The organism is Qipengyuania sp. RANM35 (assembly GCF_041021145.2).
GTDB lineage: Bacteria > Pseudomonadota > Alphaproteobacteria > Sphingomonadales > Sphingomonadaceae > Qipengyuania > Qipengyuania soli.
The window spans coordinates 483163-497793 of sequence record NZ_CM196433.1 but is presented as its reverse complement, the minus strand read 5'-3'; the positions used below and the strand labels follow the sequence as shown (position 1 = coordinate 497793).

The window sequence follows — 14631 nt, the reverse complement described above, 5'->3', positions numbered from 1 at the left end:
AGCGAGGCACCATGGACTACATCGTCAAACCCATCGGCCATGTTCGGGGTGGTCGCTCGATGGCAGTTGACGATGATTGGGCGAAGGAGCGCGCGACGATCGAACTCGACGACACGCAGTTCGGACCCGAAGCCCTCGCCGGCCTGGACGACTTCAGCCATGCCGAAATAATCTTCCTCTTCGACCAGGTTGCTCCGGAGAAGATCGAGAAGGGCGCGCGCCATCCGCGTAATCGCAGTGATTGGCCACTGGTGGGCATCTTCGCGCAGCGCGGCAAGAACCGCCCCAACAGGATCGGACTGACGACCTGTCAGATAATCGCTATCCATGGCACCCGGCTCGAAGTCGCCGGGCTCGATGCCATCGATGGAACGCCGGTCCTCGATATCAAGCCGGCAATGCGGGAATTCCAGCCTCGCGGCGAGCATCGCCAACCTGACTGGGCAAGCGAACTAATGCAGGATTACTGGCACGCCAGTTGATACCTCGGATACCCAGTCGAGGAACTAAGCGAGGACCGGTACGCTTCCATCCGCGCCGACTTCCGCAAAGTATCGCGCCATCGCGTCGGCGCTGGCATCGGCAAGGGCGATATAGGCCCGACGACGGTCATGTGGATCGGACACTCTCATCAGTAGTCCCGCATCGACCATCTGGCTGATCCAGCGCAACGCGGTTGTGGCCGGGACGCCTGCAGCAATGCAAAGCGAGGTCACAGACACCTGGCAGCGTTCCGCTCGAGCAGCCGAAAGATCGAGCAAAATGTCCCATGCGGGATCGGCGAACAGCTCGGCATCGAAGAACCGTGCCCTTGCCTGTCGTTGACGGATAATGCGCCGGATGAACGATGCTTCGGGAAGTCGCGGGCGCTGCGACTGCGGGGGCGCGATCGTGTACTCATCGCTTTCGGCATGCCAGCCCTGCGAGGGAGACTCGAACCTGAACGCACCTCCCCCGGCGCGCTGGCCGGCCGGCAGTTTCTCAAGCCGTTCCGCAATCCTGCCGACTTGTTCGGTCAGGCGTAGGAGCATCAGCCGGTCTTCTTCGCCCAATTCGCGCAGCCGCAGGTTTGGAACATGGGCGAGCACGCGCCCGATCGCGATCACACGTTCCGAACGGCATGGATCGACCAGTATCTGCGGGGCGGAAAAGGAAAAGCAGCCGAACACGGCATCAAGAGCACCCATCGTGGTCGACACGACCATCTGTGCCCCCGCCTTGCCCGCGCGCATGTCCAGTCGCGCCAGCATTGCCAGCGACTGGGCCGAATCCTCCGCGCAATCGATGAGGACGACATCACCAAGTGCAGTGATCGCACCGCGCGCGTATTCCTCCAGAGAGCAAGAATGGAGGATGCGGAAGCCTGCGGCTTCGGCGTCGTCACGCAACTCGCCACGGATATGCGCACGATCCGCCAGGACCGTGACTCCAAGCTGGCAACCAGCCCCGTCCTCAGCCGCATCATACAGAAAATCGGCCTGCATTGATTCGCGCTCCTCACCAGAAAGTTGCGAACAAGATGAGAACAAATACGGATCGTGTCAAGAAATCGTGCAAAATCTGCTGACACGATTGAACCTTCAGCCGGGTCCCTGCGACTATCTCTGCATGATCGGTCAGGGTCGCCATGCCAATGATGCTGCGAGGCTATTCGATGAGCTTCTGGTGACGCTCGTCCAAGCCGGCGACAGGTCTGCGGCGGAGCGTTTGGCGGCGCGATGGCAGCCCCGCCTCGTTCGGACTGCGCGAAGGCTTCTCGCCGACGATGAACTTGCCCGCGTTGCCGTGCAGGAATGCTGGCTCGCAATCCTGCGCGGAATTGACACGCTGCGCGACCCGGCACGGTTCGCCCCGTGGGCTTTCGGCATCCTCCACCGGAAGTGCGTCGATCGCATCCGTGTCCGGCAGGCAGTTCGATCCTCGTCCGGCGAGATGACGACCGAACCCGGGTCGGGTTCACAGACCGACGACGGCATCGCTATCCGCCAGGCATTCGCACTCCTGCCGCCGGACCAGCGCCTGGCGGCACAACTATTCTTCGTCGAGGGGCTGACTCTCGCCGAGATCGCAGAGGTCCAACAAGTGCCGCTCGGCACTGCCAAAACCCGACTGTTCCACGCCCGGCGCCGACTGAAGCAGGTGCTGGCCGAAAATCCCCAAGGAGACGTCACATGACGACAATCGACGAACGCATCCACGCAGCTCTCGACGAGGACGACAAGGCGTTCCTCGCCAGCCTCGACAATTCGCGCGGCCTCTTCACGCAGCTGGGCGACAGCCTCGGTGGCCCTCTGGGTGGTTGGGCCAAGCTGGTCTTCGCGATGACCTTCGTGATGGCAGGCCTGATGTTCTATTGCATCTGGCAGATGTTCGAAGCGACCGACACGCGCGAGACGATCCTCTGGGCGACAGGAACGGTGGTGCTGGTGATGTCGACCGGCTTCCTCAAGGACTGGCTGTTCAGCCGGATGAATATGTTCACCGTCCTGCGCGAGGTTAAGCGCCTCCAGCTTCAGGTCGCGATGCTAGAAGAAGGGCGCGACTAGGGCCTGATCTCGATCGGCGTGCCGTTGGGCACCAAGCTCCAGAGCTCCGCGATCTGGGCATTCGAGAGAGCAATGCAACCGTCGGTCCAGTCGCCCGGTATGCGAACGCCATCCGGGACGCCGTTGGGCTGCCCGTGGATGAAGATCAGTCCCCCGGGCGAGCGCCCCCTCCGCTGCGCAAAGGCACGGTCCGCCGCATTGGGGTAGTCTATGTGGAGCGACAGGTAATAGCTCGATTGCGGATTACCGTAATCGATCGTGTAGCGTCCCTCCGGCGTGCGCTCGTCACCCTGGAACTGCTTGTGACCCACCGGCGCATCGCCGAACTGGAGCGAACGGTACGTGCGGATGGGCTTTCCGCCTTGATAGACCCACAGCGTCCGCTCCGATTTGTCGACCAGCAACAGCTCAGCCTGTTCCCCGGCTTGCGCCTGCTGGGCACGCGCCTGCGGCAAAGGCTGCGAACAACCGATCATTGCACAAAGGAGGATTGCGACGAGATGCCTCACCCCGCCATCCTATCGCGAAATTCGCGTCAGTCCATGAACGGATCGCGCACGAGGATGGTGTCCTCGCGCTCGGGGCTGGTCGAGACCAGCGCCACCGGCGTTTCGATCAGTTCCTGCACGCGCTGGATGTACTTGATCGCCTGCGCCGGGAGATCGGCCCACGAACGCGCACCAGCAGTGGTTTCCTGCCAGCCGTCCATTTCCTCGTAGATCGGCTCCACATTCGCCTGATCGGCGGCGTGCGAAGGGAAATAGTCCATGATCTTGCCGTTGAGGCGATAGCCGGTGCAGATCTTCACCTTCTCGAACCCGTCGAGCACGTCGAGCTTGGTCAGCGCGATGCCGGTCACGCCGCTGATGGCGCAGCTCTGGCGCACCAGTACGGCGTCGAACCAGCCGCAGCGACGCTTGCGTCCCGTGACGGTGCCGAATTCGTGGCCGCGCTCACCGAGGCGCTGGCCAGTGTCGTCGTCGAGCTCGGTCGGGAACGGACCGCTGCCGACGCGGGTGGTATAGGCCTTCACGATGCCGAGCACGAAGCCGGTCGAATTCGGCCCCAGGCCCGACCCGCTCGCCGCGGTGCCACTCACCGTGTTCGAGCTGGTCACAAAGGGATAGGTGCCGTGATCGACGTCGAGCAGCACGCCCTGCGCCCCTTCGAACAGGACCTTGGCGCCGGCCTTGCGGACCTTCTTCAGGCGCTTCCAAACCGGCTGCGCGTATTGCAGCACGAAAGGCGCGATTTCGCGCAGTTCGGCAAGCAGCGCCTCGCGGTCGACCGGCGGCTGGTCGAAACCGGCGCGCAGCGCATCGTGGTGGGCGCAAAGGCGGTCGAGCTGCGGCTCCAGCTGGTCGAGATGGGCGAGGTCACACACCCGGATCGCGCGGCGGCCGACCTTGTCCTCGTAAGCGGGGCCGATCCCGCGACCGGTAGTGCCGATCTTGCCCGATCCTGCTGCCGTCTCACGCAGGCCGTCGAGATCGCGGTGGATCGGGAGGATCAGCGGGCAATTGTCCGCAATGGCGAAATTGTCAGCGTTGATTTCGACGCCCTGGCCTTCGAGCTTCTCGATTTCGCTCTTGAGGTGCCAGGGATCGAGCACCACGCCGTTGCCGATGATGCTGAGCGTGCCGGTGACGATGCCTGAGGGCAGCAGGGACAGCTTGTAGGTGGTGTTGCCGACCACCAGCGTGTGGCCCGCGTTATGACCGCCCTGGAAGCGGACCACGGCATCGGCGCGGCTGGCGAGCCAGTCGACGATCTTGCCCTTGCCCTCATCGCCCCACTGGGCGCCGATCACGGTAACATTGGCCATATGCGGGAAACCTGCCTGTCAGACTGACACAAACGCGTGCGCGCCTAGGCTTTCAGGCCCGCGAGGGCAAGCGAACTGTCGCGACAAACCGGGACAATCCGCGACTGGAATTCCTATACCCGAAAATGGCATGGCTGTATCGAGCCGCTTGCGTGAGTATTTCGCCATGAAAAGACCCGTGATTGCTTCCCTGTTGGTCCTGGGCCTCATCGGCGGCAGTGTAGTCGCATCTGCCGCAGACAAGCGCTCGCCCGCGCCCGCCGAACTCGCTTACGGAACTGACAGGTTGCAGAAGGTAGATGTCTGGCCCGGCACGGTCAGGGGTGCGCCCTTGGTAGTCTTCGTCCACGGCGGCGGGTGGAAGCGCGGCGACAAGTCGATGATGAAGGGATCGGCCAAGCTCTCGCACTGGCAGGGGCTCGGATATGCGGTCGCCTCGGTCAACTACCGTCTCGTGCCCGATGCAACGGTCGAACAGCAGGCGCAGGACGTGGCCGATGCGGTTGCGCTGCTCAAGCGCGACGCGAAGCGGCTGGGCTATGATGCCGAAAGGCTCGTCCTAGTCGGCCACAGCGCAGGCGCACATCTCGTGGCGCTGGTGGGGACCGACCCCACCTACCTGCGCAAGGCCGGCCTTTCGTATCGCGATATCGACGGTGTCCTGCCGCTCGACGGGGCGGCCTATGATGTGCCCGCGCAGATGGACGAGAATGCGCGCCTGATGGGCGAGACATATAAGCAGGCCTTCGGCACCGATCCCGAGCGGCAGAAGGCGCTTTCCCCGACCGTGCACTCAGCCGCGCCCAATGCCCCCGACTTTCTCATCCTCCACGTCCAGCGTCGCGACGGCACTGAACAGTCGCGACAGCTGGGGGCCGCCCTGCGCAAGGCGGGCACCAGCGCGAAGGTGCAGGGTTTCGAGGGCCGCGGGCTCAAGGGGCATGCAGAGATCAACCGCAAGCTGGGCGAAGCAGATTATCCTGCGACAACGGTGGTCGATGCCTGGCTGGCAGCGCGGTTCGCCAACTAGCGGAAGGGCGACGGCGGTGCTAACGGCGCCGCCGTGTCCGACAATGCTCCCTTCCGGATAGCCGCGCTTTACCAGTTCACGCGGTTCGACGATCCCGCCGCGCTAAGGCCGGCACTGCTCGCGCTGTGCGAGGAAAACGGCGTGCGCGGCACGCTGCTGCTTGCGCGCGAAGGGATCAACGGGACCATAGCCGGTGTAGACCATGGCATAGAGCTTGTACTGGCTCACATTCGCCAGTTGCCCGGTTGCGCAGCGATCGAGGTCAAGGAATCGCGCGCCGAGCACCAGCCCTTCCACCGCATGAAGGTGCGGCTGAAAAAAGAGATCGTCACCATGGGTGAACCGGATCTCGATCCGCTGGCGGGGGTCGGGACCTATGTCGCGCCGGAGGACTGGAACGCGCTGATCGCGGACCCCGACACCATCTTGATCGACACGCGCAATGACTACGAGGTCGCGATCGGCACTTTCCGCGGGGCCGAGGACCCGAAGACCAAGAGCTTCCGCGAATTTCCCGAGTGGTTCCGCGCCCGCCGCGCGGAGCTGGAGGCGGAAGGGAAGTCGCCCAAGGTCGCGATGTTCTGCACCGGTGGCATTCGCTGCGAGAAATCGACCGCTTTCGCCAGGTCGGAGGGGCTGGACGAGGTCTACCACCTCAAGGGCGGGATCCTGAATTACCTCGAACACGTCCCCGCCGAAGAGAGTTTGTGGGAAGGCGAGTGCTTCGTCTTCGACGAGCGTGTCAGCGTGGGCCATGGCCTCGCCGTGGGCGACCATTCGCTGTGCCGCGCCTGCCGCATGCCACTCTCGCCCGAGGACATGGCGCAGGAGAGCTTTGTCGAGGGTGTGAGCTGCCTCCACTGCATAGACAGCCGCACCGACGAACAACGCGCCCGCTATGCCGAGCGCCAGCGGCAGGAGGCCCTCGCCGCAGCGCGTGGCGAGGAGCATGTCGGGGCGCGGCACAACAAGAAGGCCGATGGCTGAGGCGATACTCTACAGCTTCCGCCGCTGCCCCTATGCGATGCGGGCACGGATGGCGCTGCATGCGAGCGGGATCGGATATGAACATCGCGAGGTCGTTCTGCGCGACAAGCCGGCTGAAATGCTCGAAGCATCGCCCAAGGGCACCGTTCCGGTCCTGATCAGCGCCGATGGCAAGGTACTCGAAGAAAGTATCGACATCATGCGATGGGCTCTCGGGCAGAACGACCCCGAAGGCTGGCTGGAACGCGACGATCCGGAACTGCTCGCGGCCAATGACGGGCCCTTCAAGCACCACCTCGACCGCTACAAGTACCACACGCGGTACGAAGATGCGGACCCGCTCGAACATCGTGCGGCCTGCCTCGCGCACCTGGTTATCCTCGAAACAAGGCTTGCGGAGCGGCCCTACCTTTGTGGCAACACCCGTGGCCTCGCCGACATCGCCACCTTCCCCTTCGTCCGGCAGTTCGCGCATCACGACAAGGGCTGGTTCGCGACGCAGGATGTCCCGCGTGTCCGCTCATGGCTCGACCGGCTGACCGGGTCGGAGCTGTTTGCCGCGATCATGGAAAAACACCCGAAGTGGGTTGCCGCTCCTGCCTAGCGCACTCCATCGCCACGAGCTTTCGACCCCCGGATCCTCACCCACCGACAAGGCCAGCACCACCGAATTGGCCTTTTCCCGGATCGGCAAGGGCCTTCGCTGTTGACAGGGACCGGCAGTGGTGACTTATTCAAGCAATACAGTCACGGAGTTCCCCGATGTCCCATTTCCGCCTGACCTTTCAAGCCGTTGCGATCGTCGCATCACTGTGCTCGCAAGCCTGCCTCGCAGCACCAGCCCCCTCCCCCGTCGAGATTGCCGATGCTGCAGCGCTTCAACGCGGCGACCGCAGCGAGGTGCTGGTTCTCGGCACCGCACATCTTTCGTACCTGCCCGCGGATTTCGACCGCACGCGCTTCGACCCCCTGTTGGCGCGGCTCGCCACCTGGGCTCCGCAGGCGATTGCGGTGGAGGCAATGTCGGGCGCCCAATGCGATTACCTGCGGACCTACGAATTCGCCTATCCCGGAGTCGCCGCGAACTATTGCTTCGACCCGGCACCGGCGCGCGAGGCGTTGGGGCTGACCGGGCCGGAGGCTGAAAAGGCCTACTCGGAGATACTCGCGCAACCGGCACAGGATCGCGCGCCCGAGGTCCGCAGGCGGCTTGCCGGCCTGTTCCTCGCCGCAGGTGAAGCGGATTCGGCGCTGGTCCAGTGGTTGCGGCTGCCCCCGGCCGAACGCCATGCGGATGCCTCCCTGCCACAAGTCCTGGTCGACCTGCTGGGCAAACGCATGGCGTCGCGCAACGAGAACGTCACCATCGCGGCCCCGCTCGCCGTCCGGCTCGGGCTGGAGCGGGTGTTTCCGGTCGACGACCACACCGGCGAAGCCGCATCGGGCCCGGTCGACGAGAAGGTTTATGGCGAGGACATGGGCAAAATCTGGGACAATCCGGCGGTCAAGGAACGCGCCGCCGAACATGAGCGGTGGGAGAAGTCGATCGCGGACGGCGGCCCGCTGATCGACTGGTACCGTGCGCTCAATTCGCTGGAGAGCCAACGGGCCGCAGTAACGAGCGATTTCGCCGCTGCTGCGGGTTCGAAATTGCCGGGCAACTCGGGCCGCGCCTATCTCGCCTACTGGGAGACGCGTAATTTGCGCATGGCAGCCAACATCCGCGAGGTCGTCGGGCCAGGGCGAAGAGTCCTCACCATCGTAGGAGCGTCACACAAACCGTATTACGAGCGCTACCTGGGCATGACGAGCGACATCAAGATCGGCGATGTCGAGGCGGTCCTAGGCGACTGATCGGCTGGCTCACCCCAGCGGGATGGTTTCACCGTCTTCAAGTCGATGCGTGCAGCCTAGAGCCTTCGCGTCTTCACTGCCCGAGATCGCCGCTACCGTCCGCCAGCCGATGGCGCGCAGGCGGGCCGCCGCATCGCGGTCATGTCCGAGCGGGAGGAATAGCGTCTTGCGTGCTTCATCCGCCCGCGTGCCGAGTGCCTCGAGAAGCGGGTCCATGTAGATGGTGAAGCCCGTCGCCGCCTCTTCGCTGCCGCGGATCGTGTAGGTTCCGCCGCGCCCCAGCGTGCCGCGTGCCCCCTCGGCATAGAGCGTGAAGCCGAACCAGCTCTGGTATTCGAAACCGTGGCGCTCGGTCGGGTCGAGAGTGATGCGGGCACGTTTGCCGATGCTCGCGGCAATGTCGCGCAGCCCGGCGATGCGGCTGGCGAGCGCCCCGCCCGCGTCGATTTCGGCCAGCTTGGCGATAGCCTCGTCGAAGGGACCGGTCGCGTAGAGCAGCGGGAGATAGGCTTCGCCGCCCGCTGCGGTCAGCCCGCCGGCATCCTTGGTGTCCAGTTCGCGGCGCACCGCCTCGCGCTTGTCGACGTCGAGCGGGAGTGCCTTCTCCGCCAGTGTGTCGACGAGGTCGGGGAGCGTGAAGTCGACCGAGATGTTGCCCAGGCCCGCGCCCTTCAGCGCATCGATGGCCACACCCACAATCTCGCTTGCCGCCGCGACGCTGTCGCTGCCGATGAGCTCCGCGCCGAGCTGCAGCCGCTGCCGTGCCGGATCGAGCTGGTCGGCCTTGAGCATGGCGACATCGCCTGCGTAGCACAGGCGCAGCGGACGCGGCGCCGACGCCATGACGGTCGCCGCGATGCGCCCGACCTGCACCGTCATGTCGCTGCGCAGCGCAAGGGTGCGCAGGGACTCAGGGTCGGTGAAGCGGATCATGCGCCGCGTCGCGACGCCTTCCATGCGCCCGGCAAGCGACTTCTCGAATTCCACCAGCGGAGGACGCACGCGGTCGTACCCGTGGCCGTCCATCGCATCGAGTACGGCGCGCATGGCTTCGGTAATGGCTCGCGCCCGCGAAGGCAGCGCGTCTTCGAGCCCGACGGGCAGGAGGTCGTCTTGGTCAGTCACAGCAGCCGCCCCCTGCCCCAATGCCGGTCAGAATGCCAGCGGCATGACCACCTTCACGCCCTCGAGCGCGCAAGCGGCCTTGACCACGTCCTGCGGGATGGGCTGGTCGACGCTCAGCAGCAGCACCGCCTCGCCGCCCGCCTGGCGACGGCCGAGGTGGAAGGTGCCGATGTTGATGCCGTTTTCGCCCAGCAGGGTACCGATGCGACCGATGAAGCCCGGCGCGTCTTCGTTGACGATGTAGAGCATGTCACCCGCGAGTTCCGCTTCGATGCCGACGCCGAAGATCTCGACGAGGCGCGGCGCGTCCGCTCCGAACAGCGTTCCTGCGACCGAGCGGTCGCCCGCTTCGGTGCCGACGGTCACGCGAATGAGGGTATTGTAGGCACCTTCCTTCTCGTGGCGCACCGAACGCACATCGAGCCCGCGTTCCTTGGCGAGGAAGGGTGCGTTGACCATGTTCACCGTGTCGGAATATTGGCGCATCAGGCCGGCAAGGACCGCACCCTCGATCGGCTTGCCCGACAGTTCGGCTGCCGCGCCTTCGCGCTCGATCGAAATCTTGGTCAGGTTCCCGTGGGCCAGCTGGCCGACGAGGCTGCCGAGGTTCTCCGCCAGCTTCATGTAGGGCTTGAGCTTGGGGGCTTCCTCGGCGCTCAGCGAAGGCATGTTGAGCGCATTGGTGACGCCGCCGTTGACGAGGTAGTCGGCCATCTGCTCGGCCACCTGCAGCGCGACATTGACCTGCGCTTCATTGGTGCTCGCGCCCAAGTGCGGGGTGCAGATGAAATTGGGCTTGCCGAACAGCGGCGATTCCTTGGCCGGCTCGGTCTGGAACACGTCGAGTGCCGCGCCCGCGACCTGACCGCTGTCGAGTGCATCGGCCAGTGCCTCCTCGTCGATCAGCCCGCCGCGCGCGCAGTTGATGATGCGCACGCCCTTCTTGGTCCTGGCGAGGTTTTCGCGGCTGAGGATGTTGCGCGTCTCGTCGGTCAGCGGGGTGTGCAGCGTGATGAAATCCGCCTTCGCCAGCAGCGTTTCGAGGTCGGCCTTCTCGACACCCATTTCAATCGCGCGTTCCTCGGTCAGGAAGGGATCGTAAGCGACGACCTTCATCTTGAGTCCGAGCGCCCTGCTGGCGACGATCGAACCGATGTTGCCGGCGCCGATCAGGCCGAGCGTCTTGCCGGTGACTTCGACGCCCATGAAGTCGTTCTTGGGCCACTTGCCTTCCTGCGTCTGGGCGTTCGCTTCCGGGATCTGGCGGGCAAGCGCGAACATCAGCGCGATGGCGTGTTCGGCAGTGGTGATCGAATTGCCGAACGGGGTGTTCATCACCACGACGCCCTGCGCGCTGGCGGCGGGGATATCGACATTGTCGACCCCGATGCCTGCGCGCCCGATGACCTTGAGATTGGTCGCGGCGTCGAGCACCGCCTTGGTCACCTTGGTCGAAGAACGGATGGCAAGGCCATCGTATTCGCCGATGCGGGCGATCAGCTGTTCGGGCGTTTCGCCGGTGATCACATCGACGTCGCAGCCGCGCTCTTCGAAGATCTTGGCGGCGTTGGGGTCCATCTTGTCCGAAATGAGGACTTTGGGCTTGGTCATGTCAGGTTCCTTGCGGAGAAAATTGGGGGAGCGACCCCGGCGCGTGGCCGGGGCGCAGAAAGGTTACGCGGTGGCAGCGTAGGCCCAGTCGAGCCAGGGGCCGAGTGCCTCGATATCGGCAGTCTCGACCGTGGCGCCGCACCAGATGCGCAGGCCTGCCGGGGCATCGCGGTAGCCCGCGACGTCGTAAGCGGCGTCTTCGTCCTCGAGCAGCTTGGCCATGGCCTTGATGCGGGCTTCGTCGGCACCTTCGACCGTCAGGCAGACGCTGGTGTTGGACCGGCTTGCCGGATCGCAGGCGAGGTGGCCGAGCCATTCGCGTTCCTGCACGATCGCATCGAGCGCCGCGGCATTGGCATTGGCGCGCGCCTTCATCGCGGAGAGCCCACCCAGCGACTTGCCCCATTCGAGCGCGAAGATCGCATCCTCGACCGCAAGCATGGAGGGGGTGTTGATCGTCTCGCCCTTGAACACGCCCTCGGCCAGCGCGCCCTTGCTCATCAGGCGGAAGACCTTGGGCAGCGGCCATGCGGGGGTGTAGGTTTCGAGCCTTTCGACGGCGCGGGGGCCGAGGATCAGCACGCCATGCGCACCCTCCCCGCCGAGCACCTTTTGCCAGCTGAAGGTCAGCACATCGACCTTGTCCCAGGCGATATCCTGCGCGAACACTGCGCTGGTCGCATCGGCGATGGTCAGGCCCTCACGGTCGGCGGCAATCCAGTCGCCGTTGGGCACGCGCACGCCCGAGGTCGTGCCGTTCCAAGTGAAGATCACGTCGTTCGACCAGTCGACCTGAGTGAGGTCGGGCAGCTGGCCGTAGTCCGCACGGATGACCGTGGGATCGATCTTGAGCTGCTTGACCGCGTCGGTGACCCAGCCCTCGCCGAAGCTCTCCCATGCGAGAGTCGTTACGGGGCGGGCGCCGAGCATGGTCCACATCGCCATCTCGACCGCGCCGGTATCCGAACCTGGAACGATGCCGATGCGGTGCGTATCCGGCACCTCCAGCACTTCGCGGATCAGGTCGATGCAGTACTGCAGCCGCGCCTTGCCCAGCTTGGAGCGATGCGAACGGCCGAGCGAATCGGTTGCGAGTTTTTCAGGGGCCCAGCCCGGCGGCTTGGCGCAGGGACCGGAGGAAAAGTACGGACGCGCGGGCTTTGCACCCGGGCGGATCAAGTCAGTCATGTAAGTCTCTCCTTGCAGAGAGCACGCGCGGCGTTGGGACCGCGTGGCCCGTCGGCGGCAATAATGTTGCGGCGCAACAAGTCAATCGGAAATAGCCATGCGTCTGCAAAGCGTGGGTTGTTCGGGACAAGCGCGCTCTCGCCAAATTGGTTCCGCCCGACTATGGCCCGCGCGATGGAAGCCAAGGACCTCCGGATCGCGCTGTTCAGCGGGAACTACAATTACACGCGTGACGGCGCCAACCAGGCGCTCAACCGGCTCGCCGAATACCTGCTGCGCCAGGGTGCGGCGCTGCGCGTCTACGCGCCCGTGGTCGACCGCCCCGACTTCGAGCCGACAGGCGATCTCGTCGGGGTTCCCAACATCCGTATGCCGGTGAAGAACCGTGGCGAATATCGCCTGCCGCTGGGGCTTTCCGCGGCCAATCGCGAGGACCTCGAGAAGTTCGCGCCGAACATCGTCCACCTGTCCTCGCCCGACCCGACCGGGCACGCGGCGCTGAAGTGGGCCGAGCAGCACAAGCTTCCCACCCTCGCCAGTGTCCACACGCGCTTCGAGACCTATCCGCGCTACTACGGCCTCGGTTTCCTGGAGCCAGCGGTAGAAGGCATCCTGCGCCGCTTCTACAACCGCTGCGACGCCCTCGTCGCGCCCTCGCAGAGCCAGATCGAGGAGCTCAAGGCGCAGGGGATGCACGAGGATATCACCATCTGGTCGCGCGGGGTCGACCGGACGGTGTTCGATCCTTCGAAGCGCGATCTCGAATGGCGCCGCGCGCAGGGGCTGGCGGACGATGACGTCGCGATCGTTTTCCTCGGCCGGCTGGTGATGGAGAAGGGCCTCGACGTCTTTGCCGACACGGTGGTCGAACTGCGCAAGCGGCAGGTCCCGCACAAGGTACTGGTGATCGGCGACGGCCCTGCGCGCGGTTGGTTCGAGAAGGCCCTGCCGGGCGGGAGCTTCGTCGGTTTCCAGACGGGTGCAGACCTCGGTCGTGCACTGGCGAGCGGGGACATATTCTTCAATCCCTCGATCACCGAGACTTTCGGCAATGTGACGCTCGAGGCGCTGGCGTCGGGCCTCCCCGTCGTTGCCGCCGGAGCCACCGGCGCCGCCAGCATCGTCACCGAAGGCGAGACGGGTTTCCTCATCCCTCCGAGCAAGGACGAAGCTTTCGCCAAGGGCTGTGCAGATGCGCTGGCCCGGTACTGCACAGACGATGCGCTGCGCCGCGCACATGGCGAGGCAGGCGAGAAGGCCGCCCGTGCTTACAGTTGGGACGCCATCAACCAGGCGGTGCTCGACACCTACCTCAGGCTGATGGCGCAGCGCGGCAAGTAGGTCAGCGCAGCACGCCTTCGCGGCGCATTTTCATCGCGTACCACAGCGTGCCGAGGGTGATGACCCAGATGGCGATGTCGAGCCCGGGGTTCTCCATGTCGGCCGGCAGTTCGGTCACCACGCGCTGGAAGATCGTCGTTCCGACCAGCCCGACGACCGAGACGATCAGCGAAGTCACCGCATGGCGCGAGCGGAACAGCAACAGCAGCGATCCGAAAAAGGCACCCCAGACGCCGAGCGCCCAGACGGCGATGGCCCAGGCCGGGAACGTGTCGAAATAGGCAATCTGCTCCGGCGTCATGCCAAGAGCTTCGAGCTTGCCCAGTTCGGTCATCAGGTAGCTGGTGATCCCCACTGCGTTCCACAGCAGGGTGATGATGCCGACGGCCCACAGATGCCACGGCGCTTTCACGGCGGTGTTCATGTTGCAACCTCCCCCAAATGCGTCCCTCGACGCGAGAGACTAGACCATCGCGTCGAGGGTGCAAGTGGCGGGCGAATTCAGAGACGCTCGATCTTCTTAGCCAGTTCATCGACAAGGTCGACGATCTCGTTGATCGTTTCCTCGTCGAGCTTGCCTGACCGGGCGCGGTGCTTGAGCACGTTGGCGAGGTTGCCGACCGCGCGGAACATCTCCGGTGTCGCGTAGGCGCGGCGGCGTTCGCCATGGCCTTCCAGCCGTTCGAGCAGCGCCTCGACCTCGTCGGCCCGCTCCTCGAGCTCGCGGCGTCCAGCTTCGGTCGCTTCGTAGGCCTTGCGCGTCTCGTCGCCCTGCGCCTGTGCGATGGCGCCTTCGTCCTCGAGCAGCGAGAGCGTCGGATAGACCGTGCCCGGGCTCGGCGAATAGCTGCCCTCGGTCAGCTCTTCGACCGCCTTGATCAGCTCGTAACCGTGGCGCGGCTCCTGCGCGAGCAGGTGCAGCAGCACCAGCCGCAATTCGCCCGAGCCGAACATGCGACGGCGACGGCCCCCGCGCGGCCCGAATTCGAACGAGAAGTTCTCGGGCGAGAAACCGCGACCGAAACCGCTGCCGAAATCGGCGCCCGACATCATCGCTGCAGCGAAGGGCCAGCCGCCCATCCGCGCCATCTTGCGCCACTTGTGTGCCCTGTGCATGGGAAGCA

The 14631-nt window shown here is 64.9% G+C and carries 16 protein-coding genes; 8 read left to right on the top strand and 8 right to left on the bottom strand.

The window, feature by feature from the left end; genetic code table 11:
- The first annotated feature begins 11 nt into the window (after window positions 1–11).
- Window positions 12–482 (top strand): SAM-dependent methyltransferase, encoded by a 471-nt coding sequence (locus RAM60_RS02430; protein WP_369025725.1) that lies wholly within the window; start codon window positions 12–14, stop codon window positions 480–482.
- Between the two features lie 24 nt (window positions 483–506).
- Here RAM60_RS02430 and RAM60_RS02425 read toward each other — a convergent pair whose 3' ends face one another.
- Window positions 507–1484, bottom strand: coding sequence for a MarR family transcriptional regulator (locus RAM60_RS02425; RefSeq protein WP_369025726.1), 978 nt, complete (start codon window positions 1482–1484; stop codon window positions 507–509).
- Window positions 1485–1551: 67 nt separating this feature from the next.
- On the opposite strand from RAM60_RS02425, the gene RAM60_RS02420 reads away from it, so the two are divergent.
- Together RAM60_RS02420 and RAM60_RS02415 are read left to right on the top strand one after the other, a co-directional pair.
- On the top strand, window positions 1552–2175 hold the full coding sequence (locus RAM60_RS02420; protein WP_510640105.1) for an RNA polymerase sigma factor: 624 nt from the start codon (window positions 1552–1554) through the stop codon (window positions 2173–2175).
- Window positions 2172–2546, top strand: a complete 375-nt coding sequence (locus RAM60_RS02415) for a DUF6768 family protein (RefSeq protein ID WP_369025728.1) — start codon at window positions 2172–2174, stop codon at window positions 2544–2546. The genes RAM60_RS02420 and RAM60_RS02415 overlap by 4 nt, the downstream gene beginning before the upstream one ends.
- Here the strand turns inward: RAM60_RS02415 and RAM60_RS02410 are convergent.
- The gene (locus RAM60_RS02410) at window positions 2543–3055 is read right to left on the bottom strand and encodes a L,D-transpeptidase family protein (RefSeq protein WP_510640103.1); all 513 of its coding nucleotides are present in this window, start codon (window positions 3053–3055) and stop codon (window positions 2543–2545) included. The two genes, RAM60_RS02415 and RAM60_RS02410, sit on opposite strands and share 4 nt — an antisense overlap.
- A gap of 26 nt (window positions 3056–3081) precedes the next feature.
- Window positions 3082–4371 carry an adenylosuccinate synthase gene (locus RAM60_RS02405; protein WP_369025730.1) on the bottom strand — a complete coding sequence of 430 codons (1290 nt, stop codon included), beginning with the start codon at window positions 4369–4371 and terminating at the stop codon, window positions 3082–3084.
- A 166-nt stretch (window positions 4372–4537) separates the two neighbouring features.
- Between RAM60_RS02405 and RAM60_RS02400 the strand changes: the two genes are divergently transcribed.
- The 4 genes from RAM60_RS02400 to RAM60_RS02385 all read left to right on the top strand — a co-directional run bounded on the left by RAM60_RS02400 (window position 4538) and on the right by RAM60_RS02385 (window position 8242).
- Window positions 4538–5401, top strand: coding sequence for an alpha/beta hydrolase (locus RAM60_RS02400; RefSeq protein WP_369025731.1), 864 nt, complete (start codon window positions 4538–4540; stop codon window positions 5399–5401).
- Between the two features lie 33 nt (window positions 5402–5434).
- Window positions 5435–6388, top strand: a complete 954-nt coding sequence (gene trhO / locus RAM60_RS02395; RefSeq protein WP_369025732.1) for an oxygen-dependent tRNA uridine(34) hydroxylase TrhO — start codon at window positions 5435–5437, stop codon at window positions 6386–6388.
- A complete protein-coding gene (locus tag RAM60_RS02390) occupies window positions 6381–6992 on the top strand; it encodes a glutathione S-transferase (RefSeq protein ID WP_369025733.1) in 612 nt (203 codons plus the stop codon). Before trhO ends, RAM60_RS02390 begins: the two co-directional genes overlap by 8 nt.
- A 158-nt stretch (window positions 6993–7150) precedes the next feature.
- Complete coding sequence (locus tag RAM60_RS02385) at window positions 7151–8242, top strand: DUF5694 domain-containing protein (protein ID WP_369025734.1); 1092 nt, start codon at window positions 7151–7153, stop codon at window positions 8240–8242.
- 9 nt (window positions 8243–8251) lie between these two features.
- Here RAM60_RS02385 and RAM60_RS02380 read toward each other — a convergent pair whose 3' ends face one another.
- From RAM60_RS02380 to RAM60_RS02370, 3 genes are all read right to left on the bottom strand, one after another.
- Window positions 8252–9367: an ATP phosphoribosyltransferase regulatory subunit gene (locus RAM60_RS02380; RefSeq protein WP_369025735.1), complete on the bottom strand. Its 1116-nt coding sequence runs from the start codon at window positions 9365–9367 to the stop codon at window positions 8252–8254.
- 27 nt (window positions 9368–9394) lie between these two features.
- The gene (serA, locus tag RAM60_RS02375) at window positions 9395–10978 is read right to left on the bottom strand and encodes a phosphoglycerate dehydrogenase (protein WP_369025736.1); all 1584 of its coding nucleotides are present in this window, start codon (window positions 10976–10978) and stop codon (window positions 9395–9397) included.
- Window positions 10979–11041: 63 nt separating this feature from the next.
- A complete protein-coding gene (locus RAM60_RS02370) occupies window positions 11042–12166 on the bottom strand; it encodes a phosphoserine transaminase (RefSeq protein WP_369025737.1) in 1125 nt (374 codons plus the stop codon).
- 174 nt (window positions 12167–12340) lie between these two features.
- Here RAM60_RS02370 and RAM60_RS02365 point away from each other — a divergent pair, with 174 nt between their 5' ends.
- On the top strand, window positions 12341–13507 hold the full coding sequence (locus tag RAM60_RS02365) for a glycosyltransferase family 4 protein (protein WP_369025738.1): 1167 nt from the start codon (window positions 12341–12343) through the stop codon (window positions 13505–13507).
- Between the two features lies 1 nt (window position 13508).
- On the opposite strand, the gene RAM60_RS02360 is transcribed toward RAM60_RS02365, so the two are convergent.
- Both RAM60_RS02360 and RAM60_RS02355 read right to left on the bottom strand, forming a co-directional pair.
- Complete coding sequence (locus RAM60_RS02360; protein WP_369025739.1) at window positions 13509–13931, bottom strand: hypothetical protein; 423 nt, start codon at window positions 13929–13931, stop codon at window positions 13509–13511.
- A 77-nt stretch (window positions 13932–14008) separates the two neighbouring features.
- A complete protein-coding gene (locus tag RAM60_RS02355) occupies window positions 14009–14623 on the bottom strand; it encodes a PadR family transcriptional regulator (RefSeq protein WP_369025740.1) in 615 nt (204 codons plus the stop codon).
- Window positions 14624–14631 lie beyond the last annotated feature (8 nt).